This is a genomic window from Malaciobacter halophilus (genome assembly GCF_002837275.1).
Classification (GTDB): Bacteria; Campylobacterota; Campylobacteria; order Campylobacterales; family Arcobacteraceae; genus Malaciobacter; species Malaciobacter halophilus.
Genome location: NZ_NXIF01000017.1, coordinates 1 through 25,124 on the forward strand (window position 1 = coordinate 1; position 25,124 = coordinate 25,124).

The 25,124-nt window shown below is 27.5% G+C and carries 21 protein-coding genes, 4 tRNA genes and 1 pseudogene; 21 read left to right on the forward strand and 5 right to left on the reverse strand.

Annotation, left to right across the window (positions count from 1 at the left end):
• Positions 1–155: 155 nt before the first annotated feature.
• On the reverse strand, positions 156–1,334 hold the full coding sequence (locus tag CP960_RS04445) for a murein transglycosylase domain-containing protein (protein WP_101184136.1): 1,179 nt from the start codon (positions 1,332–1,334) through the stop codon (positions 156–158).
• A gap of 116 nt (positions 1,335–1,450) precedes the next feature.
• Between CP960_RS04445 and CP960_RS04450 the strand changes: the two genes are divergently transcribed.
• From CP960_RS04450 to CP960_RS04470, 5 genes are read left to right on the forward strand one after another with little or no spacing between them, the layout of a single operon-like run.
• Entirely contained in the window at positions 1,451–2,404 is a 954-nt protein-coding gene (locus CP960_RS04450) for an AAA family ATPase (protein WP_101184137.1), read from the forward strand.
• On the forward strand, positions 2,404–3,237 hold the full coding sequence (locus CP960_RS04455) for a DUF58 domain-containing protein (protein ID WP_101184139.1): 834 nt from the start codon (positions 2,404–2,406) through the stop codon (positions 3,235–3,237). Before CP960_RS04450 ends, CP960_RS04455 begins: the two co-directional genes overlap by 1 nt.
• Positions 3,237–3,623, forward strand: a complete 387-nt coding sequence (locus CP960_RS04460; RefSeq protein ID WP_101184140.1) for a hypothetical protein — start codon at positions 3,237–3,239, stop codon at positions 3,621–3,623. Before CP960_RS04455 ends, CP960_RS04460 begins: the two co-directional genes overlap by 1 nt.
• Entirely contained in the window at positions 3,616–4,518 is a 903-nt protein-coding gene (locus CP960_RS04465; RefSeq protein WP_101184142.1) for a vWA domain-containing protein, read from the forward strand. Before CP960_RS04460 ends, CP960_RS04465 begins: the two co-directional genes overlap by 8 nt.
• 13 nt (positions 4,519–4,531) lie before the next feature.
• The gene (locus CP960_RS04470; protein ID WP_101184144.1) at positions 4,532–5,308 is read left to right on the forward strand and encodes a hypothetical protein; all 777 of its coding nucleotides are present in this window, start codon (positions 4,532–4,534) and stop codon (positions 5,306–5,308) included.
• Here the strand turns inward: CP960_RS04470 and CP960_RS04475 are convergent.
• From CP960_RS04475 to ileS, 4 genes are all read right to left on the reverse strand, one after another.
• On the reverse strand, positions 5,305–6,588 hold the full coding sequence (locus CP960_RS04475) for a UDP-N-acetylmuramoyl-L-alanyl-D-glutamate--2,6-diaminopimelate ligase (protein WP_101184146.1): 1,284 nt from the start codon (positions 6,586–6,588) through the stop codon (positions 5,305–5,307). The two genes, CP960_RS04470 and CP960_RS04475, sit on opposite strands and share 4 nt — an antisense overlap.
• On the reverse strand, positions 6,569–7,162 hold the full coding sequence (locus tag CP960_RS04480; RefSeq protein ID WP_101184149.1) for a hypothetical protein: 594 nt from the start codon (positions 7,160–7,162) through the stop codon (positions 6,569–6,571). The genes CP960_RS04475 and CP960_RS04480 overlap by 20 nt, the downstream gene beginning before the upstream one ends.
• Positions 7,162–7,440 carry a NifU family protein gene (locus CP960_RS04485; RefSeq protein ID WP_101184151.1) on the reverse strand — a complete coding sequence of 93 codons (279 nt, stop codon included), beginning with the start codon at positions 7,438–7,440 and terminating at the stop codon, positions 7,162–7,164. Before CP960_RS04485 ends, CP960_RS04480 begins: the two co-directional genes overlap by 1 nt.
• A 113-nt stretch (positions 7,441–7,553) precedes the next feature.
• Complete coding sequence (ileS, locus tag CP960_RS04490; protein WP_101184152.1) at positions 7,554–10,280, reverse strand: isoleucine--tRNA ligase; 2,727 nt, start codon at positions 10,278–10,280, stop codon at positions 7,554–7,556.
• 384 nt (positions 10,281–10,664) lie between these two features.
• On the opposite strand from ileS, the gene CP960_RS04495 reads away from it, so the two are divergent.
• From CP960_RS04495 to CP960_RS04570, 16 genes and pseudogenes are all read left to right on the forward strand, one after another.
• Positions 10,665–12,014, forward strand: a complete 1,350-nt coding sequence (locus CP960_RS04495; protein ID WP_101184154.1) for an FAD-dependent oxidoreductase — start codon at positions 10,665–10,667, stop codon at positions 12,012–12,014.
• A 120-nt stretch (positions 12,015–12,134) separates the two neighbouring features.
• Positions 12,135–12,653 carry a CinA family protein gene (locus tag CP960_RS04500; protein WP_101184156.1) on the forward strand — a complete coding sequence of 173 codons (519 nt, stop codon included), beginning with the start codon at positions 12,135–12,137 and terminating at the stop codon, positions 12,651–12,653.
• Positions 12,654–12,681: 28 nt separating this feature from the next.
• Positions 12,682–12,757 (forward strand) — tRNA-Lys (locus tag CP960_RS04505).
• Positions 12,758–12,778: 21 nt separating this feature from the next.
• Positions 12,779–12,853, forward strand: a tRNA-Glu gene (locus tag CP960_RS04510).
• 18 nt (positions 12,854–12,871) lie between these two features.
• Positions 12,872–12,947, forward strand: a tRNA-Val gene (locus tag CP960_RS04515).
• 13 nt (positions 12,948–12,960) lie between these two features.
• Positions 12,961–13,038, forward strand: a tRNA-Asp gene (locus CP960_RS04520).
• Positions 13,039–13,149: 111 nt separating this feature from the next.
• On the forward strand, positions 13,150–14,727 hold the full coding sequence (locus tag CP960_RS04525; RefSeq protein WP_101184158.1) for a sensor histidine kinase: 1,578 nt from the start codon (positions 13,150–13,152) through the stop codon (positions 14,725–14,727).
• The gene (locus tag CP960_RS04530) at positions 14,708–15,370 is read left to right on the forward strand and encodes a response regulator transcription factor (RefSeq protein WP_101184160.1); all 663 of its coding nucleotides are present in this window, start codon (positions 14,708–14,710) and stop codon (positions 15,368–15,370) included. The genes CP960_RS04525 and CP960_RS04530 overlap by 20 nt, the downstream gene beginning before the upstream one ends.
• A gap of 163 nt (positions 15,371–15,533) precedes the next feature.
• Positions 15,534–15,788 carry a DUF4212 domain-containing protein gene (locus CP960_RS04535; protein ID WP_101184162.1) on the forward strand — a complete coding sequence of 85 codons (255 nt, stop codon included), beginning with the start codon at positions 15,534–15,536 and terminating at the stop codon, positions 15,786–15,788.
• Between the two features lie 11 nt (positions 15,789–15,799).
• A pseudogene (locus CP960_RS04540) lies at positions 15,800–17,695 on the forward strand (sodium:solute symporter family protein).
• 95 nt (positions 17,696–17,790) lie between these two features.
• Positions 17,791–19,605 (forward strand): DUF294 nucleotidyltransferase-like domain-containing protein, encoded by a 1,815-nt coding sequence (locus tag CP960_RS04545; RefSeq protein WP_101184164.1) that lies wholly within the window; start codon positions 17,791–17,793, stop codon positions 19,603–19,605.
• On the forward strand, positions 19,605–20,237 hold the full coding sequence (locus CP960_RS04550; RefSeq protein ID WP_101184166.1) for a 3'-5' exonuclease: 633 nt from the start codon (positions 19,605–19,607) through the stop codon (positions 20,235–20,237). Before CP960_RS04545 ends, CP960_RS04550 begins: the two co-directional genes overlap by 1 nt.
• A 247-nt stretch (positions 20,238–20,484) precedes the next feature.
• Positions 20,485–20,799, forward strand: a complete 315-nt coding sequence (locus tag CP960_RS04555; protein WP_101184167.1) for a DUF485 domain-containing protein — start codon at positions 20,485–20,487, stop codon at positions 20,797–20,799.
• Positions 20,799–22,451, forward strand: a complete 1,653-nt coding sequence (locus tag CP960_RS04560) for a cation acetate symporter (protein WP_101184169.1) — start codon at positions 20,799–20,801, stop codon at positions 22,449–22,451. Before CP960_RS04555 ends, CP960_RS04560 begins: the two co-directional genes overlap by 1 nt.
• A gap of 166 nt (positions 22,452–22,617) precedes the next feature.
• Positions 22,618–24,459, forward strand: coding sequence for a putative nucleotidyltransferase substrate binding domain-containing protein (locus tag CP960_RS04565; RefSeq protein ID WP_101184170.1), 1,842 nt, complete (start codon positions 22,618–22,620; stop codon positions 24,457–24,459).
• Entirely contained in the window at positions 24,452–25,078 is a 627-nt protein-coding gene (locus CP960_RS04570; protein ID WP_101184171.1) for a 3'-5' exonuclease, read from the forward strand. The genes CP960_RS04565 and CP960_RS04570 overlap by 8 nt, the downstream gene beginning before the upstream one ends.
• The last annotated feature ends 46 nt before the right edge of the window (positions 25,079–25,124 follow it).

Genomic DNA, 25,124 nt, shown 5'->3' on the forward strand with positions numbered 1-25,124 from the left:
TAATTATAAACTTTATATATGTAACAAATAATATTATTATATGAATATGTATGTAAAAATATAGAAATTAAGAATCGTTTTAAATGATATTTTATATTACTTTATATGTAATAAATAGTTCTTAGAAGTTAAAAAATAAAAAGAGTTTTATAAAATTAAAGATTTACAAACTCTTTTTTATTTTTTACAACTTTTTGTAAATATCTTCTAGTCTCTTTATATGGTAGATTTTTGATTAATTTATTATAAACTTCAGAAGCACTACTTTTATTTATAATATTTTTAGCTTTTACTCTATTTGAATTAAATGTTTTTAAAACATTCCCACTTCCAGTATTATAAGCGCTTATTACACAATACTCTTTTGAAATAGGATTGTATAAACCTTTTAAATATCTTTCATTTAATATTTTTAAATATACTACTCCAAGCTTTATATTATTGTTTGCATTAAATAGATATTTCTTACTTGGAGTATAAGTTTTATTTGTTAAGTATTTATAAGCATCTCTTCCTGCTGTTGTTGGAACAATTTGCATTAATCCAATTGCACCTGCACCACTAATTGCGAACTGATTAAAATTACTCTCAGTTTTTATAATTGCATAAACAAGATTTCTACTTATTTTATACTTTTTTGAATATTTTTCAACAAAAGGCTTAAATTTTGAAACTCTAATTGATGCATGGTCTTTTACCATTGGTATTTGTACATATGCAACTTTAATATTCTTATTATCTTTTTTTATCGATTTATATTTTATATTTTTTGTAACTATTTTTGCAAATCTATTTGCTCTCCATGAATATCTAATATTTTTATTTTGGTCATCTTTAACCTCTCCTAATAAATAAGGAGTTTTACCTAATTTCACTTTTTTTGCATTGAATAAATCAGCAGCTTGAGGGTCATCTGGCAATAAAAGTGTAGTAACAACTGCATTATGTAAACTCTTTTTGGTATTTTTTTCATCAATAGTTTCAACTGTTACAATACCTTTATCAAAATCTATTAATGCCCTACTTTTATAGTTTTGCATATATTTAACATACTCTTTTTTCTTGGGTATTTTTACATTTTTTTCACCCCATTTACTTCCAATTGCTTTTATAAAAGCAAACAAGTATTTTTCAAGATTTTTATCAAGAGAGTTTATATCATTTTCTAATTGTTTAGGGTTTGTAGCATATGAGATTGTTTTTGATTTTGCAAGGGTTTTAAAAGCACTACTTGGGTCATTACTAATTGCTGCTCTTGTAAGATTATAAATATCACTAGTACTACAACCAACTAACATAAATACTAATATAAATGTAAAGACAAATTTTTTCATAATTTTATTTTATCAAAAGTAATATACATTAAGCTTGAATAATAAACTATACTTTAAACTGCATTTATCTCTATTTTGATAAAATTGTGTATTAAAAAAAAGGTAAAAATGTTTAAATGAATAGTTTTGAAGTTATATCACAAATAAAAAAAGAGTTATCAAAAAAGATTATCGGTCAAGAAGAGATGATAGATGCACTCTTAATTGGTCTTTTAACAAATGGGCATATTTTGTTAGAAGGAGTTCCTGGTTTAGCAAAAACTACAACAGTAAATGCTTTAGCAAAAGTAATTGACTTACACTTTAAAAGGGTACAATTTACACCAGACTTACTACCAAGTGATATTATTGGTGCACAAATTTATGATATGAAAACAGGAGAGTTTAAAATAAAAAAAGGCCCTATATTTACAAATCTTTTATTAGCAGATGAGATTAATAGAGCCCCTGCAAAAGTTCAATCAGCTTTGCTTGAAGTAATGCAAGAAAGACAAGTAACAATTGCAGAAGATAGTTTTAAAATTGAAAAACCTTTTTTAGTTTTAGCAACTCAAAACCCAATTGAGCAAGAAGGTGCATACACACTTCCAGAAGCTCAACTAGATAGATTTATGTTTAAAATTGTAGTTTCATATAATACAAAAGAACAAGAGTATGAAATAGCTAAAATGGCCTCAAGTAATACTAAAATAACCCTTGATAAAGTTATTACAAAAGAGCAATTATTTAAACTAAAAGATGAAGTTTTAAGTATACATATAGATAAACAACTTGAAGAGTATATAATTGATATTGTATGTGCAACAAGAGAGCCTAAAAAATACGGCTTAGAAGAACTTGAAAACAAAATAGAGTTTGGAGCAAGTCCAAGAGCAACAATTGATATGTTTAAAGCAGTTAAAGCGCAAGCTTATATTAGAGGAAATGATTATGTAAATCCTATTGATATTGCATTAGTTGTAAAAAATATATTAAGACATAGAATTATTTTAAGTTATGAAGCACAAGCTGAAGATGTTAATGTTGATGATGTAATTGAGAAAATAGTAGAAAAAATAGATATTCCATAATGAATACAAAATTAAAAAAAATTCTAATAAAAAGTAAAAAAGAAGTTTTTAGTGAAATCATAGGAAATAATAGCTCAAAACTAAAGGGTGAAGGGTACGATTTTTTAGAGCTAAAAGAGTATGAATATGCAGAAGATGTCAAAAATATTGATTGGGTTATTAGTGCAAAACTACAAAAACCATATGTAAAAATTTTTCATGCACAAAAAGAACTAAATATTAATCTTATTGCATTATTAAATGGAAGTGTGCATTTTGGTACAAATAAATTCAAACAAGAACTTATTTGTGAAATTTGTTCGATTTTAGCTTTTAGTACAATTAAACAAGGTGATAGTTTTAGTTCTTATATTGCAAATGAAAAGCTTACACTTTGTACAAAAAAAAGCAAAAAAAGTTTTAGTGTTGAAAAAATGGCAAAAGATATTTTTGAATATAACAGTATAGGAAAAAAGTTATCTTATAAAACAGTTACAAACTCTATTTTTTCTCATTTAAAAAGGCGCTCATTAATATTTTTAATAGGTGACTTTTTCAATATTGAAGAGTTAGATTTAAAACTTTTAAGTAAAAAGCATGAGCTAGTAGTTATTATAATAAGAGATAGATTCGAAGAAAACTTAACAAGTTTAGGAAATATAAATATAAAAGATTTAGAAGATGGATTGGAACATAAAGGTTTTATAAGTAATAACACATTAGAAAGTTATAAAAAACATATAAAAAAGAGTGATTACCTCTTATATGAACACTTAAGAAAATGTAATGCAAATTTTATCAAAATATATACAGATGAAAATCCAATTTCAAAATTAACAAGGTTAATGAAGTAATGAATGATTTAAAAATCAATGATATAAAAGGTTTAGTTACAATTCCAGATTATTCGTTTTTTATTTATACTTTTTTGATTGTTGTATTTTTTTGTATTTTTATTATTTTAATATTTTTAATGGTAAAGAGTTTTTTAAATAGAAAAAAAACAAAAGAACAAATAGCATTTGAGGTTTTAAAAAATTTAGATTTAAAAAATAGTAAAGAGTGCGCTTATAAAATCACAAAATATGGAAGAGTTGTAATAACAGACAATAGAACTAAAAAACTTTTTTTAGAACTTGAAGAAGAGCTAGAAAAATATAAATACAAAAAAAATGTAGATAATTTTAATAAAAATATCATTCATCAGTTTGATAGATTTATGGATGCTGTAGATGTTTAATTTTACTTTTGAGTATCCATATATACTTTTATTAATTATCCCTTTTATATTGTGTTTTATCTATTGTAAAGCTAAAGAACCAAGCTATTTTATGCCTCACTTACAATTACTAAAACAGTCATCAAAAAAAAGCTCTTTAATTATAGAACTTTTAAAATATTTAGTAGCTATTTTAGCAATAATTGCACTTGCATCTCCTGTAAAAATAAAAAATACCCAATACATAAATAGTGATGGTATAGATATAGTTTTAAATCTTGATACAAGTGATTCAATGAGACAACAAGGTTTTAATAAATTTGATTTAAAACAGAATAGATTTGATGTTGTAAAAGAGCTTGCATCTGATTTTATAACTAAAAGAATAAATGATAATATTGCATTAGTTGTATTTGGTAATAAATCCTTAATTGCTTCAACTTTAAGCTTTGATAAAGAGGCTCAAAAAGAGATATTAAACTATTTAGACATTGGTATAATTGGGCCTAAAACAGCACTAATTGATTCTTTAGTTAGTAGTGTAAAAATACTTAAAAACTCCACATCAAAAAGCAAAGTAATTATTTTACTTAGTGATGGAGAGGATACTTCTAGCCAAATACCATTAAGTGTAGCTTTAAAGCTTCTTAAAAAATATAGTATAAAAGTTTATACTATTGCAATTAATAGTCAAAATAGATATGTTTTAAATGAGATAGCAAAACAGACTAAGGGTAAATATTTTAACGCAAATAGTAAAAATGACTTACGTAACGTTTATGAACAGATTAACACTTTAGAAAAGAGTAAAGTAAAAAACAATAAAGTTAATCTAAAAGAGTACTATTACTTTTATCCTCTGTTTATAGCTACAATTATATTAATTTTGTTAATATATCTAAAAAATAAAGAGTAAAAGGTTTAAAAATATGCTAGAAAGCAAAAGTGAAGAGCTAAAAAAAGCTTTAGAAAAGAGTATGTCAAAAGAGAATATTCAAGAAAAACTAATGCAAGAAAAGCTTAAACAAGACCAACTAAATAAAGAAAGAGAGAAACAAAAAAGAATCTTTTATGTATTAATAACAGTTTTTATTTTGATTATTATTGCATTAAGTGCATACTTATTAATGACAAATGAAAATAGTAAAATAGCAAAAAATAAAGAGTTTGAAAGTTCAAAAATTAATCCAAAAGAAGAATCTACAATTGAAAAAAAAGTTCAAATTGATACAAATAGAAATGATAAACAAAAAAAACAGACTTCCCAAAAGATTAAAGAAAAAATAGTAACAAAAGAAGTTATTGTACAAAAGGAAGTTTTTGTCTCAAAGGATAATTTTAAAGAGATTTTTAATACTAAAAACTTCAATCTTGTAAAGTGCTACTCTTATGGTGTATTTGAATATATGCCAACAAATGCTTGTAAAAAAAGTTTAACAAAGTTTTTAGAAGATAATAAAAAAGCAATTAGATTAGAACTAATTGGAGTAGTTGGAATAGATGACATAAAAAAAGCAAATTCATTAGCAAAAGATGAAAAAATACAAGAGTATATTATAAGAGGTATAGCAAGAGATAGAGTTATTGAAGCTTCATGGTTTATAAAAGAGCTACTTAAAGATAAGAATGCAGTAATAACACCAGTTAATTACTATATAAAGTCTAAGAAAAATAACAAAGGTTTAGTACTTAGAGCATATAACTAAATATGCTTAAGTACTTCATCTTTATCTAATAAAGGAAACTTTTTATCATAAATTATTTGATAAGGTTCATCACCTTTTCCAAGTATTAATAAAACAGAATTTTCATTCTTTTTTGCTAAATCTATACCTTTTTTTATAGCCTCTTTTCTATTTACTTCAATAGTTAAGTTTTGTTTATTTGGTATTGCTTTACAAATATCTTCAATAATTAAATCAGGGTCTTCAAATCTTGGGTTATCAGAAGTTACAATAATATGTTTTGCAAAATTTGCTGCAAGTTTTCCCATAAGTGGTCTTTTGTCTTTATCTCTATCCCCACCTGCACCAAAAACTGTTATAATATCTTTATGATTAAAACTTTCATAAACCTCTTTCATTCCATCAGGAGTATGTGCAAAATCAATTATAATAAGTGGCTCAACACTTACAATTTCCATTCTTCCACTAACTCCAGCAAAGTTTTCAACTACTTGGCAAATATTATCTAAGCTTTTGTTTGTTGTTAAGTGAACACTTGCAATTGCAGCCATTAGATTATAAATATTAAATATACCCATCATAGATGATGAAAAAGAGTGCATTTTTTCGATATTTGAAAACATTACATGCATTCCATTTTTAAAAGAGTATGCTGTAACTTTATAAGTTGAAGGATTTTCTAAAGAGTATGTATATGCATTTTTTGTATTAAATTTAACGACTTTATCATCTTTATTTATTAATTTTTTAGTATCATCATCAAAAAATGAGTTTTTAACATTTATATACTCTTGTATAGTTTTATGATAATCTAAATGGTCTCTTGTAATATTAGTATGAACTTTTAATTCAAACTTTAAACCTTCAACTCTTTTTTGTTCAATTGCATGGGAACTTACTTCAGTTACAAAAAAATCACATCCATTATCAATAGCTTTTTGAATATGTGCAAAATTTGCAAGTTGTACAGGAGTTGTCAAAGTATAATCTTCAACTTTTTCATCATTTATAAAAAAACCTCTTGTACCTTGCAATGCAACTTTATATCCTAAATCTAAAAGTATTGAGTAAATTGCAGCTGCTGTTGTTGTTTTTCCATTTGTTCCTGTTATTCCAATAATTTTTATTGAAGAAAAATCAACATAATCTTTTAATTTTGTTGAAGGTATCAACTCCGTACAACCATTTGCTTTTGCATCGTCACAAAATTTCTCATTTTGTGATGAATAAACAAAAACTACTTCACTGTTTGCCTCTTTTGAATTATCTGTAAATTTTTTATTATTTATGGTTATTAGCAATTTTTTTCTCTTCTAATTTTTTATATAGTTCTTCAATTTGTTTATCATATGTAAAATATTCATTAAAGCCATCTAAGTAGCTATATGCAGTAGTATTAAATCCATTATCTATTAATTTTGAAACAAAATCAAAAAAATCCTCTTTTGATTCAATTGCAACTTTTGTAGAAAACATAATATCTTCAAAAGCTATTCTAAAAGAGCCCCTTGACTCTACAAGTTTTTTAAAATCTTCATATTTTATAGCATCTAGTGAATCAACACCTGTTTCAGTAATATCTTTAAGCATATCCATCATCTTATCAATATCACCATCATAAGCATTTACAACCTCTTCTACATAAGAGATTGCTGCTTCCATATCGTCTAAAGACGCAGCAGAGAAATAGTCGTATAAAGATAGTGCTTTTTGCTCATCTTCACTAGCAATATCACAAAAAATAGCATATACTTTATACTCCCTTTTTGTAGGAAATAAAGATGAAAGTTGAGAATATAAAAATAGAGCTTTATCATACTCTTTATTCAAAAAATATGAGTTTGCTTCATTTAATAATCTTTTTTCATTTATCATTAAAGTTCCTCTAAACTATTTTCCATACCTTGTGGTACATTTACAATCTCTAATTCTGGGTGAATTGCTGCTCTTAACTCTTTTTCAACAACATATTTTAAAGTACTTCCACTTGCACTACATCCAACACAAGCTCCTTGTAATTGCACAAATACTCTTCCATTTTTAATATCAAGTAGTGATATAGCACCACCATCTTGTGCTAACATTGGAGCTACTTTGTTTTCAATAATTGTACTTACTGGAAGTTTTAAGTCTTCATCTGAAAACGGCATCATAATCTATTTACCTCTTTTATTTTTATTTACGTAAACTATTCCAATAGCAGTAATTGCAATAATTACTGCTACTGTTTTTAATATAAAAGATAGTGTAACTGGCTCTTCAAACATTAAGCTAATACACTTTCACATCTTTTACATAAAGTATCTTCACTATGTGATTTAAATTTCCAACATCTAGGACATTTTTCATCACTAACTTTACAAACATCAAATTTTTCTGAGTCAATTTCAAATGATACTAAAACCTTACCTTTTGCCTCTTTGCTTACACTACTTACTAAGAATAAGTCTTCTGCTTCAACATCTGGTAAAGATAGTATATCTTTACAATTTGTAACTAACTCTAACTCTAAAGTTGACTTAATTATTTTATCTTTTTTTAGTGTATCAATAGCTTCAGAAAATTTCTCTTTAGCTTTTAATAAAAGTTCTTCGTTAAGATTAGTTTCAACTTCAGGTAATTTCTCATCTTCAATATCAAAAATATCTGTTGCATCACCTTTAATAAACTCTGGTGCATACTCTAATAACTCATCCATAGTGTAAGTTAAAATGCAAGCTAAAGAAGAGATAAGTTTTTTAGTAATTAAAGCCATAGCACTTTGAGAACTTCTTCTATGAATATCATTTTTATCATCACAATACAATCTATCTTTACAAACGTCTAAATAAATACCTGATAAATCAACAACTAAAAAGTTATTTAATTTATTTAATCCTTTAGAGAACTCATAAATTGCAAATGAATTTTCAATCTCTGTAAATACTTTTTTAGCTTTTGCTAATATCCATTTATCAAGTTCACCCATTTTATCAATAGATACAACTTCATCTAAATCATCTATATTTGCAAGTAAAAATCTCGCTGTATTTCTAATTTTTCTATAAAGTTCTGCATTTTGCTTTAAAATATTATCTGAGATTTTTAAATCACTTTGATAATCACTCATAGCAACCCACATTCTTAAAATTTCACTTCCATACTGTTTCATTACTTTATCAGGAGCAACTACATTTCCTTTTGACTTAGACATTTTTTCACCTTTTTCATCAACAGTGAATCCATGAGTCAAAATAGATTTATAAGGAGCAACTTCATTTGAAGCTAATGTAGTTAAAAGTGAAGATTGGAACCAACCTCTGTGTTGGTCACTTCCTTCTAAATACATATCAGCTGGGAATGTTCCTGCATCATAATTTCTACTTCTTAATACTGCATTTTGAGTAGAACCACTATCAAACCATACATCTAAGATATCCATAGTTTTTTCTAAATCATCTGGATTTAATCCACTTCCTGGGTATAGTAACTCTTCAATTGATAAGTCATACCAAGCATCACAACCTTTTTGCTCAAAAATCATAGCTGTATAGTTTAAAACTTTTTCATCAAAAATAATCTCATCAGTTTTTTTATTTCTAAAAAATGCAATTGGAACACCCCAATCTCTTTGTCTTGAAATACACCAATCAGGTCTACCTTCTAACATAGAACGTAATCTATTTCTACCCCATTCTGGATAAAACTTGATATTCTCTACTACATTTAAAGCATTTTGTCTTAAAGTTTTATTCTCTTTTCCATACTCATCATCAATTGAAATAAACCATTGTTTAGTTGCCCTAAAAATAATCGGTTTATGCGTTCTCCAACAATGTGGATAAGAGTGTCTAATATCAATTCTACTTAATAAAGCATCACCTAACTCTTCTAAAATTAACTCATTTGCTTTAAATACATGTACACCTAAATATTTATCTGTATCTTTAAAAAGCTTTTCTCTTACAATTGTTTCATCATATTTTCCATATGCATCAACTGGCATTAAAACTTCAAGACCATATTTTAATCCAACTTTATAGTCATCTTCCCCATGACCTGGAGCTGTATGTACAGCACCTGTACCTGCATCCATTTCAACATGGTCTGCTAAAATAATCTTAGAAGTTCTACCATTTAAAGGATTGATTGCATTTGTATTTTCAAGCTCTTTAGGGCATACATTTTTTACAATTTCACCTTTTATTACTTCATTTTCAATTAATGAGTTATAAAGTTTTTTTGCAACAATAAATTTATCACTAGTTATTACATACTCTTCTTCAGCATTTAATGCAATTCCTGTATTAGATGGAAGTGTCCAAGGAGTTGTTGTCCAAATAACTAAACTTGCATCAATTGATTCATGCTTAAATGCAACATAAATTGAAGGTGAAGTTTTATCTTCATACTCAACTTCTGCTTCAGCTAATGCAGTTTGTGCTGCCCAAGACCAATAAACAGGTTTTGAACGTTGAACTAATAAACCTTGTTTTGCAATTGCACAAAGTTCTCTATAAATATTCGCTTCAAATTTAAAATCCATAGTTAAATATGGATTTTCCCAATCTGCAATTACTCCAAGTTTTTTAAACTCATCTCTTTGAATATCTATAAATCTTGAAGCATGAGCTCTACATAACTCTCTAATTTTAGATTTTGGTAACTCTTTTTTCTTTGTATTACCAATTTTTTCTTCTACTTTTTGCTCAATTGGTAAACCATGACAGTCCCAACCTGGAACATATCTAACAGATTTTCCATCAAAATAGTGATATTTAATAATAATATCTTTAAGTACTTTATTTAATGCATGACCTATGTGAATATGCCCATTAGCATATGGTGGTCCATCATGTAGAGTAAAACTTTCTCGTCCTTGTCTATTCTTTTTCATTTTCTCATAAACATTTTTCTCATCCCAAGCTTTGTATCTCTTAGGCTCATTTTGCGGTAAATTTCCTCTCATTGGAAACTTTGTTTTTGGAAGCAATAAACTATCTTTATAATCCATATCTGTACTACCTTCAATATATTAAGTATTTGTTCTATTTCATTAAATCGTAGATTATAACTAAGATTTAGTAAAATTTGATTTAATCACTTACTAAGCTTTATAATATTAAATTAACCTAAATTGAGTAATTTAATGTTATTTTTATAAGTTAATCTTATAATCTAGTTTAAATACAAAATTTTTACTCACTTACCACAGAAGTAACCATTATAAAACATAATGTACAATTATTGTACATATGAAATACTAAGTTTTCTGTTATAATGTTACGAAAGAGGATATATTGTAACAATCATGTACAGTTTTTTTTATTTTTATACCAAAAATGATTTAAATATGATAGTATCCTTTATATTTTAAAACTTGATGGGGATTATTAATATGAACGAGAAACATTATGAAGTAGTTATTGTCGGTGGAGGTATTTCTGGTGCAGCTTTATACTACGAGCTTGCAAAATATACAAATGTAAAAAGCATCTGTATGTTAGAAAAATATGAAGATCTCGCTACTTTAAACACTAAAGGTACAAGTAACTCACAAACAATTCACGTAGGTGATATTGAAACAAACTACACATTAGAAAAAGCAAAAATCACAAAAAGAACAGCAAAAATGATTGAAAAGTTTTGCCTTCAATATAATCTACAAGATAAAGTTATGTTCAAACATCAAAAGATGGCACTTGGTGTTGGGGAAAAAGAAGTTGAATTTATAAAAAATAGATATGAAGAGTTTAAAACTATATTTCCTTACTTAGAGTTATGGGATAAAGAAGATTTAAAACAATTAGAACCAAAACTAGTATATTTAGATAATGGTCAAGAAAGACCAGAACCTATTTTAGCAATGGGTGCAAAAGACCAATATACAACAGTTGAATATGGTCAAATGACTAAAGAGCTTGCAAAAGCAGCACAAGCGTGTGAAAATGTTGTTACTGATATATTCTATAACTCTGAAGTAGACGAAATAGAGCAAGTAGGTGAAAAATATAAAATCACTACAACTGCAGGTACTGTGTTTACTGCTGATTTTGTTGTTGTAAATGCTGGTGCACACTCACTATATTTAGCACATAAAATGGGTTATGGGAAACATATGGGTTGTCTTCCAATGGCAGGAAGTTTTTATATAACAGGTGGAGAGTTCTTAAATGGTAAAGTTTATATGGTACAAAATGACAAACTACCATTTGCAGCACTTCATGGTGATCCAGATATTTTAGCTGATGGAAAAACAAGATTTGGTCCAACTGCACTTATGCTTCCAAAACTAGAAAGATATAAGCCTGGTACTTATTTAGATTTCTTTAAAACTTTAAATTTAGATGGTAATATTATTAAAATATTTTGGGATTTATTAAAAGATAGTGATATTAGAAACTATGTATTAAGAAACTTCTTATTTGAAGTTCCAGGATTAAATAAAAAACTATTTGTTAAAGATGCAAGAAAAATTGTTCCATCATTAAAAGAAGAAGATATTGAATATGCAAAAGGATTTGGAGGAGTAAGACCACAAGTTCTTAATAAAGAAGAGCAAAAACTAATGTTAGGTGAAGCTTCAATTAATCCAGGAACAGGAATTATATTTAATATGACTCCAAGTCCAGGTGCTACATCTTGTTTAGGAAATGCAGAAAGAGATATTCAAACAATAGCAGAATATTTAAATCTTGAGTTTGATAGAAAACAGTTTTTATCTGATTTAACAGAAGATGAAGAGTAAAAACTTCTACTTAAATATATAGTATGAACTTCATACTATATATTTAATACTCTTATTAACCTTTTATTTAACCAAAATTACTATAATCATATATATAAATAGATACTCAAAGGATAAAAAGTGTTCAATAATATATTTGATGAAAATAAAATGCAAGAGTTACAAATTTTATTAAGAGAAAATAAAAAAACAGTAACTTGTGCAGAGAGTTGTACCGGTGGATTATTAGCTTCTATGATTACAGAACTTTCTGGTTCCTCTGATATATTTAATGGTTCAATTGTTTCTTATTCCAATGAAATTAAAAATAAAAAACTAAATGTAAAAATAAAGAATTTAGAAGAATTTGGTGCAGTTAGTACACAAGTAGTTGAAGATATGATTGATGGTTCAATACAGATGTTTGATGCTGATTTTGCCCTTGCTACAAGTGGTATTGCTGGACCAACAGGAGCAACAAAAAATAAGCCAGTAGGTACGGTTGTAATAGGTGTAGGAGCCAAAAATGGCGATAAAATCGTTGATGTATATCACTTTGATGGTAACCGAAAAGAAGTTCAGATACAAGCTGCAAAAACAACTTTTAAAATTTTTTTAAAATTTTTTCAAAAAACCCTTGACAAACAAAAAATTTTTTAATATAATTCCACTCCATTTTAAGAAAGACGACCCGTTAGCTCAGCTGGTAGAGCATCTCCCTTTTAAGGAGGTGGCCGAAGGTTCGAATCCTTCACGGGTCACCACTTAAAATGTTTATCAAATTTGGCCCCTTCATCTAGCGGTTAGGATTCATGGTTTTCATCCATGCCACAGGAGTTCGAGTCTCCTAGGGGTCACCAAATCATAATAATCTTTTCGGTCGATTAGCTCAGTTGGTAGAGCGCTACCCTTACAAGGTAGATGCCAGTGGTTCGAGTCCACTATCGACCACCACTTTTTTATTGTTGCGGCTGTAGTTTAGTTTGGTTAGAATGCCTGCCTGTCACGCAGGAGGTCGCGAGTTCGAGTCTCGTCAGCCGCGCCACTTTGAAACACTTTATAAATTTTTTCATTTCATTTTAATATTCATACAAGTTTTTAATCAAAAATAAGATATATTTATATACATAAGCTTTACATATTTAAAGGATAGCATTTGATTAGAGCTAAATCACTCTATCAACTTATTGTATATAGTATCATTTTTATTATAATTTTAATCTCATCTTTTACCCTTATAATTATTGACAACACATTTGAAGAGTTTCAAGAAAAAATTAGAATTATAAAAGAAAACTACACAAGTAAGCAAAAAGACTTAATAAAACAAGATATTGCAAACACGATAAAATTTATACATTTTTATCATACAAAGTATAAAGACAAAAAGCCTGAAATACAAATTAAAAAAGAGATTATTCAAGCAATAGAAACTATGAAAAATCAAAAAGATATAAATGATTATACTTTTGTTTATGATTTTAATGGAACTTCAATATATTATCCAATAGGAAAAGCAGGAAGAAATCTATATGAATTCACAGATAAAAATGGTACAAAAGTAATTAAAGATCTTATTGAAATTTCTAAGCTGCCTCAAGGTGGTTTTGTTCAATATCTTTGGTATAAACCTGAACTAAAAAGAAATGCAAACAAAATATCATTTGCAATGTCATATAAACCATGGAACTGGACAATAGGTAAAGGTGTATATTTAGATAAAATAAAAAAATTAGTAAATGAAAAAGAGAATGAATATGACCAAAAAATTTCAAACTCTACTTTACAAATCACATCTTTAACAATTATGCTTGTTTTATACTCTATTTTTATATATAAAAATGCAACTATTTTAATTGCAAAAGAAGTAAGAGAAATAGGAAAATTTTTTAAAAAATCACAAGATGATGATAACCCAATAAATCATGATAAAATTCTTTTTACTGAATTTAGAACTATTGTTAATTATGCAAATGAAGCTTTAACAAGCATAAAATATAAAAAACATCTTTTAGAAGATATAAACAAGAACTTAGAGGCTAAAGTTGAAGAAAAAACGAAAGAGTTAACTAATTTAGTTGACTCGCAAAAACAGTTTTTAAAAAATTCGGTTCATGAAATCAATACACCTTTAGCAATTATACAAACAAATATTGATTTATTAAAAAGAAAAATTCCTCAAAACTCATATATTACAAATATTGAATCAGGAGCAAAAATCATACAGTATATTTATGATGATTTATCTTTTATGATAAAAAAAGATAGAATAGAGTATAAAAAAGAGTATTTAAACTTCTCCGAAGTACTACTATCTAGAATTGAGTTTTTTGAAGAGATTGCAAAATCAAACTCTTTATTTTTTATCTCTAATATTGAAGAAGATATATATATAAAATTTAATAAAACAGAACTTCAAAGAATTATTGATAATAATTTATCTAATGCAATAAAATACTCTTATGCAAAATCTCCAATATATATAAAACTAATATATATTGATGATATTCATGTAAAATTTGAAGTTAAAACTGCATCACAAAAAATTGATAGTAAAAATAAAATTTTTAATGATTTTTATAGAGAAAATAATGCACGAGGCGGATTTGGACTTGGCTTAAGAATTGTAAAAGAGATATGTGATAAGAACTTTGTTACAATCAAGTTAGATTCAAATGAACAAGAAACAAAATTTACATATAGGTTTAATATAAATGAAAATACTACTTCTTGAAGATGAATTAATGTTAAATAATGCAATAAGTGAATATCTTAAAAATATTGGGCATATGGTTGACAGTTTTACTGATGGACAACAAGTTGTTGAGAATATAAACTCATCTTATGATTTACTTATTTTAGATATTAATGTACCTAAAAAAGATGGTTTTGAGATACTTGATGAGTTAAATCAAAAAAAGATTTATATTCCAACTATTTTTATTAGTGCTTTAGTTGATATTGAAGATATTACAAAAGCTTACGATTTAGGTTGTAGAGAGTATATTAAAAAACCTTTTCATTTAGGAGAATTAGGAATAAAAATAAATCAAATTTTAAAAAAAGACCAAAAAAATACTTCTCATATTAGATTTAGTGAACACTACTCTTATGCAAAAGATACACAAACACTATATTTTGATGGAGAACCACAAACACTTACTAAAAAACAATCAGAAATCATTCATATACTTGCACTAAATATTAATATGATTGTTGACTTTGAAAGATTTAGAATTGATATTTGGGGAGGAGAAAATATAGACAATCCTACAATTAGAGCAGAAATTTCTAGGTTAAAAAAAGCATTAAAAGAGGATTTCATAAAAAATATTAGAGGTTTAGGCTATAAAATAGATAGATTTTACTCTGTATAAAACTACCAACTTTAGGGCTTTTATGCCCTACTCTCAATTTTTTTCAAACATTTTTTTACATTTTAGTTAAATTGCTACCCTTTTGCTATATACAGCTATTATACTTTCAATGTTGGATGACTAAACAATTTATTTGTTAGTATAAATTTATGAAGGAGAGAACATGAGTCCAGAAAAAGCTCAAGCTTATTGGAAAGAAAATATAACTACTATTTTAAAACTTTTAGTAGTTTGGTTTATCGTTTCTTTTGGTTGTGGAATCATTTTTATAAATGAACTTAATGCAATCGAAATAAGTGGTGTTAAGTTAGGATTTTGGTTCGCACAACAAGGTGCAATTTATGTATTTGTTATCTTAATTTTTGTTTATGTAAAAGCAATGACAAAAATTGATGAGAAATATGGTGTAGATGAGTAGGAGATAAGAAAATGGAATTACAATCACTAATTTACCTATTTGTAGGTATATCTTTTGCTATCTATATAGGTATTGCACTATGGGCAAAAGCGGGTTCAACTAAAGACTTTTATGTTGCTGGTGGAGGGGTTCACCCAGTAGCAAATGGTATGGCAACTGCGGCAGACTGGATGAGTGCTGCTTCATTTATCTCAATGGCAGGTATCATTGCATTTATTGGTAGTGATGCTAGTGCATATTTAATGGGATGGACAGGTGGATATGTTCTACTAGCTATGTTATTAGCTCCATACTTAAGAAAATTTGGTAAATTTACTGTTCCTGATTTCGTGGGTGATAGATACTACTCAGACATCGCTAGAACAGTTGCAGTTATCTCTGTAATATTTGTTTCTTTTACATACGTTGCTGGTCAAATGAGAGGGGTTGGTATCGTATTTTCAAGATTTTTACAAGTAGATGTTAACACAGGTGTTATAATTGGTATGGTTATTGTATTCTTCTACTCTGTACTTGGAGGGATGAAAGGTATTACTTATACACAAGTTGCACAATATGTTGTAATGATTTTTGCATATACAATTCCTGCAATTTTCTTATCATTATAAGTTACAGACACATTTTTACCTCAATTAGGTATTTTTGGACAAACAACATTTGCATTTGATGATGGAGTTAAAGTTATTCCTGAAGGGACATACTTACTACATGCCCTTGATAATGCAATTACTGATTTAGGATTTACAGCTTATACTGAGCCAGGTAACTTATGGAATATGTTTATGCTAACAACTGCATTAATGTTAGGTACTGCGGGTTTACCTCACGTTATTGTAAGATTCTTTACAGTTCCAACAGTAAAAGATGCTAGAGTATCTGCAGGATGGGCTTTAGTGTTTATTGCAATTATGTATACATCAGCTTCTGCTGTTGCAGCATTTTCAAGAGTAAACTTAATTAAAAATGTTCAAAATGTTGAGTATAAAGCATTTGTAAATGGTGAGTTATCACATGCAGATGGAACTAAAAATGATGGTAATTGGTTTAAAACTTGGGAACAAGGTGGACTTCTTGCTTGGACAGATAGAAACGGTGATGGAAAAATTCAATATGCTAAAGGTGCAGCTTTTGATGGACCAAAAGGTAAACCTGTATTTGATGGTGATAAAAAGGCTGAAGATGGTCATAGAATCACTACAAATGGTAAAGGAATGCCAACTCAAGAAGAGTTAAACAAAAATAATGGTGTACATAATGAATTATATGTAGATAGAGATATTATGGTTCTTGCAAACCCAGAAATTGCAAATTTACCAAATTGGGTAATTGCATTTATCGCAGCTGGGGGTCTTGCAGCAGCACTATCTACAGCAGCAGGTTTATTACTTGTTATTGCATCTGCAATATCTCATGATTTAATGGGACAAGTAATATTTAAAGACAAAGAGACTGGAAAATCTAAACTTACTGAGAAATCAGAGTTAATGTGGGCAAGAATTGCTGCAGTTGCTGCAATTTGCGTCGCTGGATATCTAGGAATTAATCCTCCAGGATTTGTTGCACAAGTTGTTGCGTTTGCGTTTGGTTTAGCAGCTGCAGCATTCTTCCCAACAATTATTCTTGGAATTTTTGATAAAAGAATGAACAAAGAGGGTGCAATTGCTGGTATTTTAACTGGTTTAATTTTCACTTTTGGATATATTATCTACTTTGTATTCTTAGGTGGAGACAAAGCAGACTATTTCTTAGGAATAGCTCCAACTGGTATTGGTACTGTTGGTACTGTGTTACACTTAATTGTAGCAGTAATTGTATCAAGAATGACTCCAGAACCACCTGCGCATGTACAAGAAATTGTAGAAAACATCAGAATTCCTTCAGGAGCTGGTGCAGCGCATGACCACTAAAACTAATAAAAAGTCGGAAGTTCCGACTTTTTATAGTATTTCTTAATACTAATATTTTTGAATTGGTATTAAAAAGTGCTATAAAAGGATAATAAATGAGCCTTCGTGACCAACAAGCATTTTTATCAAAGATTCATCCCTTTGAAGTTTTAAATCAAGAACAAATGGATATTTGCATAAATCATATGGATATTGCTTATTATCCAAAAGATACTACACTAATAAACCCAGAAAAAATTCCCAACTGTTTTTTTATTATTATAAAAGGAACTGTTCATGAGTATAGGGATGACCAGCTAATAATGGATTATCATCATGAAGATTCATTTGATGCTAATTCGCTTATTTATTCAAAAACTAAGAGTACTTTTAAAGTAAAAGAGGATTTAATCTGCTATGAACTTGAGAAAAATACTTTTCTAAATTTAATAGAAAGAAATAGTGAATTTAAAGATTTTTTCTTAAATAATTTAGTAAATAAAATTCAAACTTTAAAAAACAAAGAATACACATCTGAATTATCATCTTTTATGATTGCAAGAGTAGAAGATACACTAATTCATGAAGCATGTATAGTTCAGAAAAATACAACTTTAACAGATGCAATTGCAAAATCAATAGAGTATAAAACCTCAACAATTATAGTACAAAAAGACAATGAATATGGAATAATTACAGACTCATTACTTAAAATGCAAGTTTTATTAAAAGGAAGAGATTTAACCATTCCTGTTGAAGATATTGCTATATTCCCATTACTTACAGTATTTAATGATGACTATTTATTTGAAGCCCTAACTTTACTAATAAAAAAAGGGATTAAAAGAGTTGGAGTAATAAATAGTAAAAATGAATTAATTGGAATACTTGAACAATTAGATGTACTTTCTCATTTTGCAAATCACAGCTTTGTTGTTGATACACAAATAAAGAAAGCTAAAACTATTGAAGATTTGAAAAATGCAAGTAGTGATTTAATGAATATAATTAAAGCTTTACAAGCAAAAGGTGTAAAAGTTAATCATATTTCAAACTTGATTGGACAATTAAATACTAAAGTTTATAAAAAACTTTATCAATTAATTGTTCCACCAAATCTTCAAAATGATGCTTGTTTTATGGTTATGGGAAGTGAAGGAAGAAATGAGCAAATTGTAAAAACAGATCAAGATAATGCCTTAATTGTTAGAGATGGTGTAGATGTTGAACAATACAAAGAGTATATGAATAAGATGACTAAAACATTAATTGATTTTGGTTATCCACCGTGTGAAGGTAATATTATGGTTTCAAATCCTTTTTGGTGCAAAAATGTAAAAGATTATGAGAAAGAGACAAAAAGATGGATAGAAGCTCCTGATATGCAAAACTATATGGATTTAGCAATATTTTTTGATTCTTTTGCAGTAGCAGGAGATAAAAAGCTATTAATTAAATTAAAAGATGATTTATTTGATAAACTTCATGATAAAGATGTATTTTTAGCCTATTTTGCAAAAGCTACACTTACTTTTGATACTCCAAGTACAGTTGCAAATTTTATGACAAAAACACACCACATAGATATAAAAAAAACTGGTGTTTTCCCAATTGTACAAGGAGTTAGAAGTTTAGCCTTAAGAGAAAGAATTAGAGAAACAACAACAGTAAAAAGAATTAAAATTTTACAAGATAAAAAAGTTCTTGAAAATGAGCTTGCAAATGAACTAATTGAAGCTTTTGAGGTATTAAGTACACTAAGACTTAAGTCTCAAATAGAACAAAATAACAATAAAAGAAAAATAAATAATGAAATTGACACTCATACACTTGGAAAGATTGAACGTGACTTATTAAAAGACAGTTTTAAAATTGTAATTGCTTTTAAGAAATTTATTATATACTCATTTAAAATAGATAAGATTTTATAATGATAAGAAATATAATAAGAAGTTTTCAAAAAAAAGCTTTAAAAGATAAAAGCTTTTTATACCTTTTTGATGAAGCACCAAAAGGTGAATATATATGTTTAGATTGTGAAACAACAGGACTAAAACCAAATAAAGATGAAATATTATCAATTGGTGCTGTAATGATTAAAGATAATAAAGTTATATTTAGAAAAAACTTTAATATTTTTTTAAAACCCTCTAGTAGTGTAAATGCTGAATCTATTAAAATACATCAAATAAGACCAATAGATTTACAAAATGCAAGTAATCCTAAAGATGCAATTTTAAAACTTTTAGAGTTTATTGGTCCTAGACCAATTATTGGGTATTATATCAAATTTGATATTACCATGATATCTAAATATACAAAAAAATATATTGGTATAAAACTACCAAATGAAAGCATTGAAGTATCTTCTATGTATTATAGAACAAAAAAGCGTTCAAGTGAATATGAGTTTGTTGATTTAAAGTTTGATACTATTATGAAAGAGCTAGATATTCCAGAGTTAGGAAAACATGATGCATTAAATGATGCAATTATGACAGCCATGATATTTTTGAAATTAAAAGACAAAACGCCAGCTAAAACTACATTTTATACAAACTAAACTAAATTGACTTTTTTACACAATTAATACATTTTTGTTACTTATAGTTACTTTACATAGTTCACACATTTAAATTCCACTTAAACTACCAGTCATTTCTAGCACAAAACATTAATAATATGTATAATCGATTACTAGATAGCCAATGCTATTTTATTGCTACGAAGTCTATTTTTAGGTACTTCTAGTAGTTTTAAAAGCAATGCTAATTAGTATAAAATTATTCACTAAACTTAGGAGGAAGAGTATGAATGATGAGTTAGTTGAACAGATAAAATCTAATCCTAAATATCAAGAATTAGTTTCAAAAAGAACTAGTTTTGCACTAAAGTTAGGAATCTTAGTTTTAGTAATGTTTTATGCATATATTTTAACAATTGCATTTAATCCATCAATTATGGGTATTAAAACAGGAGATGGTGTTATGACAATAGGTTATCCTATTGGAGGAGCTATTATTATAATTAGTTTCATTACAACTTTAATCTATGTAAAAAGAGCCAATGGCGAATTTGAAGATTTAACAAATCAAATAAAAGAAGATGTAAAGGATAAATTATAATGAATAGAATTTTAATATTATTAACAACACTATTTGCAGTTTCACTTTTTGCTGCGGGAGATGCAAGCTTTGAGGCTACTAAAAGAGAGTTAAATATTCCAGCTATTATTATGTTTTTTGTATTTGTTGCTGGTACATTAGGAATTACATATTGGGCAGCAAGAAGAACAAAATCAGCAAGTGATTTTTATACAGCTGGTGGAGGAATTAGCGGATTCCAAAATGGTATGGCAATTGCAGGTGACTATATGTCTGCAGCATCATTTTTAGGTATTTCAGGGCTTGTTTACTTAAGTGGTTATGATGGTTTAATTTATGCAGTAGGTTTCTTAGTAGGTTGGCCTGTAATTTTATTTTTAATGGCTGAAAAATTAAGAAACTTAGGTAAATTTACATTTGCAGATATTGCTGCTTATAGATTAGGACAAAAAGAGATTAGAACTCTTGCAGCTTTTGGTTCACTAGCAGTTGTAACACTATATTTAATTGCACAAATGGTAGGTTCAGGAAAACTTATTCAAGTACTATTTGGGCTTGAGTATGAATATGCTGTAATTTTAGTTGGTGTAATGATGATAATTTATGTTACATTTGGTGGTATGCTTGCAACTACTTGGGTTCAAATTATAAAAGCAATTTTATTACTATCAGGTGTTTCTTTTATGGGATTTATGGTATTAAGTCATTTTGGTTTTAGTTTTGAAGCCCTAGCAACAAAAGCTGTTGAGACGCATACAAAAGGACAAGCTATTATGGCTCCAGGTGGATTTATAACTGATCCAATATCAGCTATTTCTCTTGGTATGGCACTTATGTTAGGAACTGCTGGACTTCCTCATGTACTAATGAGATTTTTTACTGTGGGAAATGCCAAAGAGGCTAGAAAATCTGTTGTTTATGCAACAGGATTCATTGGATATTTCTATTTAGTAATTGCAGTAATTGGTCTTGGTGCTATTGTTTTCTTAAATTCTGATGCGGGTGCTCAATATTTTGTTGATGGAAAACTATTTGGTGGAAACAATATGGCTGCAATTCATTTATCTCATATTGTTGGTGGTAATGTATTTTTAGGATTTATTTCAGCTGTTGCATTTGCTACAATTTTAGCAGTTGTATCTGGACTTACTTTAGCAGGTGCATCAGCTATTTCACATGATATATATGCATCAGTAATTAATCCAAATGCAACAGAAGAGCAAGAGATTAGAATCTCTAAAATTGCTGTTATTACAATTGGTATAATAGGAGTAATATTAGGAATTGCTTTTGAGCAACAAAATATTGCATTTATGGTTGGACTTGCATTTGCTATTGCTGCATCTGCAAACTTCCCAATTCTATTTTTATCAATTTATTGGAAAAAACTTACAACAAGAGGTGCAGTTATGGGAGGATTTATTGGACTATTAACTGCTGTTATTCTAGTTATTTTAGGGCCAACTGTATGGGTACAAATTTTAGGAAACGATGAAGCAATTTTTCCTTATAAATACCCTGCTTTATTCTCTGTAACAGTAGCGTTTATTGCTATTTGGTTCTTCTCAATTACAGATAACTCTCAAAGAGCAAAAGATGAACAAAAAGCATTTGAAGCTCAAAATATAAGAGCAGAAACTGGATTTGGTGCAGAAGGAGCAGTTGACCACTAATTATTTATTACAAAGAAGCATGTGCTTCTTTGTAACACTTTACCAAAAGAAACACTTATAAACTTAACAATTACACTTTCATTTATAAAGATTATTCTCAGTCAATTATGATTTTTTATATGTTAATCTTAAATAATTTATACATAATTTAATAAAAGAAGAGAATATGGGAACACAAGAACAGATTAATTTTCTAAAAACCATCTACCCTTTTGACCAATTGAGTAAAATAGAGATGCTAGAGTTTAGTGAAAACCTAGATATATTGTATTTTAAAAAAAATGAAATTATACAAGAAGAAGGTAAAGAGCCATCTAATTTATACTTAATAATTAAAGGTATTGTTCAAGAAAAAAATAGTGAAGAAGTTTTATCAATATATTCAGAAAATGAGTTTTTTGACCCAATATCTTTAATTGAAAATTTTTGTAAGCATACTTTTATTACAGCACAAGAGACAATTTGTTATGCACTTCCAAGAGATATATTTTTAAAAATTCTACATGGAAATCAAAAACTTGAAAGATATTTTTTTCAATCAATCTCAGAAAAACTAAATAATAATACTCTACACGAAAAAAATAAAGAGTTAGCAAATATGATGGTTGCAAAAGTAAAAGATGCCAAAGTTCATGCTGCCGTAATTGTACCTTTTAATACATCAATTTATGAAGCTGCAAAAACAATAAAAGAAAAAAGAGTACCAACTTTACTATTAAAAGATGAAAAAAATGAGATTCACATTGTAACAGATTCAGATTTTAGAGAAAAAGTAATTTTAAACAGAATGAGTTTTGATGATAGCGTTGGAAAAATATCTAGTTCAGGTCTTGTTTTTGTAGATGAAAATGATTTTTTATTTAATGCACAACTTATTATGTCAAAACATGGATTAAAAAGATTAGTTGTTAAAAATTATAAAGAGGAAATTGTAGGAATTATTGACCAAATATCTTTATCATCTTTTTTTGCAACTCATACTTTCTCTGTATCAAATGAAATTGATAAAGCTCAAAGTTTAGAGGAGCTAAAAGATACATCAAAAGCTTTTTTAAAGATTATAAAATCTTTATATGCAAAAGGTGTGAAAATTACATTTATTGCAAAATTAGTTAATCAATTAAATAGAAAATTGATTGATAAAATATTTGAAATTTTAGCACCCAAAGAGCTAATTGGAAACTCTTCACTTATTGTAATGGGAAGTGAAGGAAGAGCAGAACAAGTATTAAAAACTGACCAAGATAATGCATTAATTATTGCAGATGATTGTACTTTACAAGATGATGAAATTCATAAATTTGCCACAAAATTTACTGAAACTTTAGTAGAGTTTGGTTTTCCTAGATGTGAAGGGAATATAATGCTTTCAAACCCTTATTGGTGCAGAAGATTTAGTGATTTTAAAGAGTTAATTTATAGTTGGATTATGGGTAAAACTGGTGATGATTTTATGAATCTTGCAATTTTTTATGATGCAATTTGTGCTAGTGGAAATAGACAACTTTTAATAGAACTAAAACAATATTTATTTAAATTAGGCTCAAATTCTCAAAGCTTTTATATGAATTTTGCAAAAGTAATTACAAGTTTTGACGTACCTCTTGGTTTTTTTGATGGTTTTGTATTTAATAGTGAAGATAAAAAACATAAAAATGAAATTGATATAAAAAGAGGTGGAATTTTTATATTAGTACAAAGTATAAGAACATTGAGCTTAGAGAATAAGCTTTTTAGAACAAATACAATAAAAAGAATCAAAGAATTAAATAAATTAAATGTAATTGATGATGAATTTGCCAAAGAGTTAGAAGAGGCTTTTAATTTTTTAACAAGTATAAAATTAAAATCAAACTTGGAAAAATTAGAATCAGGTAAAGAGGTAAATAACTATATAAATCCAGAAGATTTAAATACTATGGAAAAAGATTTATTAAAAGATAGTTTTAAAATTGTTAATAAATTAAAGAAAAAATTAGAATACCATTATAAGTTAAGCTATGTATAATCTAATAAAAAACTATTTAAATAAAAGAAATTTAAAAGATAAGAGATATTTATATCTATTTGATAAACCAATTGAGGATGAGTATGTTTGCTTTGATTGTGAAACTACTGGGTTAAATCCCAAAGTTGACGATATTATATCTATTGGTGCAGTTATAATCAAAGATAATATGATAGTAGCAAGTAAAAAATTTGTTAAATATGTTAAGCCCAAAACAAAACTTCAAGAAGATGCTATAAAAGTACATTACATAAGAGAGTGTGATTTAGAGGATGCAGAAGATATAAATAGTGTTATTGAAGAGTTTTTACAATTTATTGGAAATAGAAAACTTGTTGGTTACTACTTAGAGTTTGATATTGCTATGATTAATAAATATATAAAACATACATTAGGAATAAAGCTTCCAAATAAAGCTTTAGAAGTTTCTGCAATATATTATGATTGGAAAATTGAGACTATCCCACAAGGTCATATTGATTTAAGATTTGATACTTTAATAAAAGAGCTTAATATTCCTTCATTAGGAAAACATGACGCTTACAACGATGCTATCATGACTGCGATGATGTTTCTAAAATTAAAAAACCAACCAAAAATAAAAAAGCTTACACAATAATTACATTACTTTTACATAACCTTTAGATATAATCTTTGCTACTTCA

What these genes read in the sequence shown, in the direction of transcription:
- CP960_RS04445 (WP_101184136.1), bottom strand. Translation starts at nt 1,334, where the DNA reads ATGAAAAAATTTGTCTTTACATTTATATTAGTATTTATGTTAGTTGGT.
- CP960_RS04550 (WP_101184166.1), top strand. Translation starts at nt 19,605, where the DNA reads ATGATAAGAAATATAATAAGAAGTTTTCAAAAAAAAGCTTTAAAAGAT.
- CP960_RS04560 (WP_101184169.1), top strand. Translation starts at nt 20,799, where the DNA reads ATGAATAGAATTTTAATATTATTAACAACACTATTTGCAGTTTCACTT.
- CP960_RS04465 (WP_101184142.1), top strand. Translation starts at nt 3,616, where the DNA reads ATGTTTAATTTTACTTTTGAGTATCCATATATACTTTTATTAATTATC.
- CP960_RS04495 (WP_101184154.1), top strand. Translation starts at nt 10,665, where the DNA reads ATGAACGAGAAACATTATGAAGTAGTTATTGTCGGTGGAGGTATTTCT.
- CP960_RS04570 (WP_101184171.1), top strand. Translation starts at nt 24,452, where the DNA reads ATGTATAATCTAATAAAAAACTATTTAAATAAAAGAAATTTAAAAGAT.
- CP960_RS04545 (WP_101184164.1), top strand. Translation starts at nt 17,791, where the DNA reads ATGAGCCTTCGTGACCAACAAGCATTTTTATCAAAGATTCATCCCTTT.
- CP960_RS04460 (WP_101184140.1), top strand. Translation starts at nt 3,237, where the DNA reads ATGAATGATTTAAAAATCAATGATATAAAAGGTTTAGTTACAATTCCA.
- ileS (WP_101184152.1), bottom strand. Translation starts at nt 10,280, where the DNA reads ATGGATTATAAAGATAGTTTATTGCTTCCAAAAACAAAGTTTCCAATG.
- CP960_RS04485 (WP_101184151.1), bottom strand. Translation starts at nt 7,440, where the DNA reads ATGATGCCGTTTTCAGATGAAGACTTAAAACTTCCAGTAAGTACAATT.
- CP960_RS04470 (WP_101184144.1), top strand. Translation starts at nt 4,532, where the DNA reads ATGCTAGAAAGCAAAAGTGAAGAGCTAAAAAAAGCTTTAGAAAAGAGT.
- CP960_RS04480 (WP_101184149.1), bottom strand. Translation starts at nt 7,162, where the DNA reads ATGATAAATGAAAAAAGATTATTAAATGAAGCAAACTCATATTTTTTG.
- CP960_RS04535 (WP_101184162.1), top strand. Translation starts at nt 15,534, where the DNA reads ATGAGTCCAGAAAAAGCTCAAGCTTATTGGAAAGAAAATATAACTACT.
- CP960_RS04455 (WP_101184139.1), top strand. Translation starts at nt 2,404, where the DNA reads ATGAATACAAAATTAAAAAAAATTCTAATAAAAAGTAAAAAAGAAGTT.
- CP960_RS04450 (WP_101184137.1), top strand. Translation starts at nt 1,451, where the DNA reads ATGAATAGTTTTGAAGTTATATCACAAATAAAAAAAGAGTTATCAAAA.
- CP960_RS04565 (WP_101184170.1), top strand. Translation starts at nt 22,618, where the DNA reads ATGGGAACACAAGAACAGATTAATTTTCTAAAAACCATCTACCCTTTT.
- CP960_RS04555 (WP_101184167.1), top strand. Translation starts at nt 20,485, where the DNA reads ATGAATGATGAGTTAGTTGAACAGATAAAATCTAATCCTAAATATCAA.
- CP960_RS04530 (WP_101184160.1), top strand. Translation starts at nt 14,708, where the DNA reads ATGAAAATACTACTTCTTGAAGATGAATTAATGTTAAATAATGCAATA.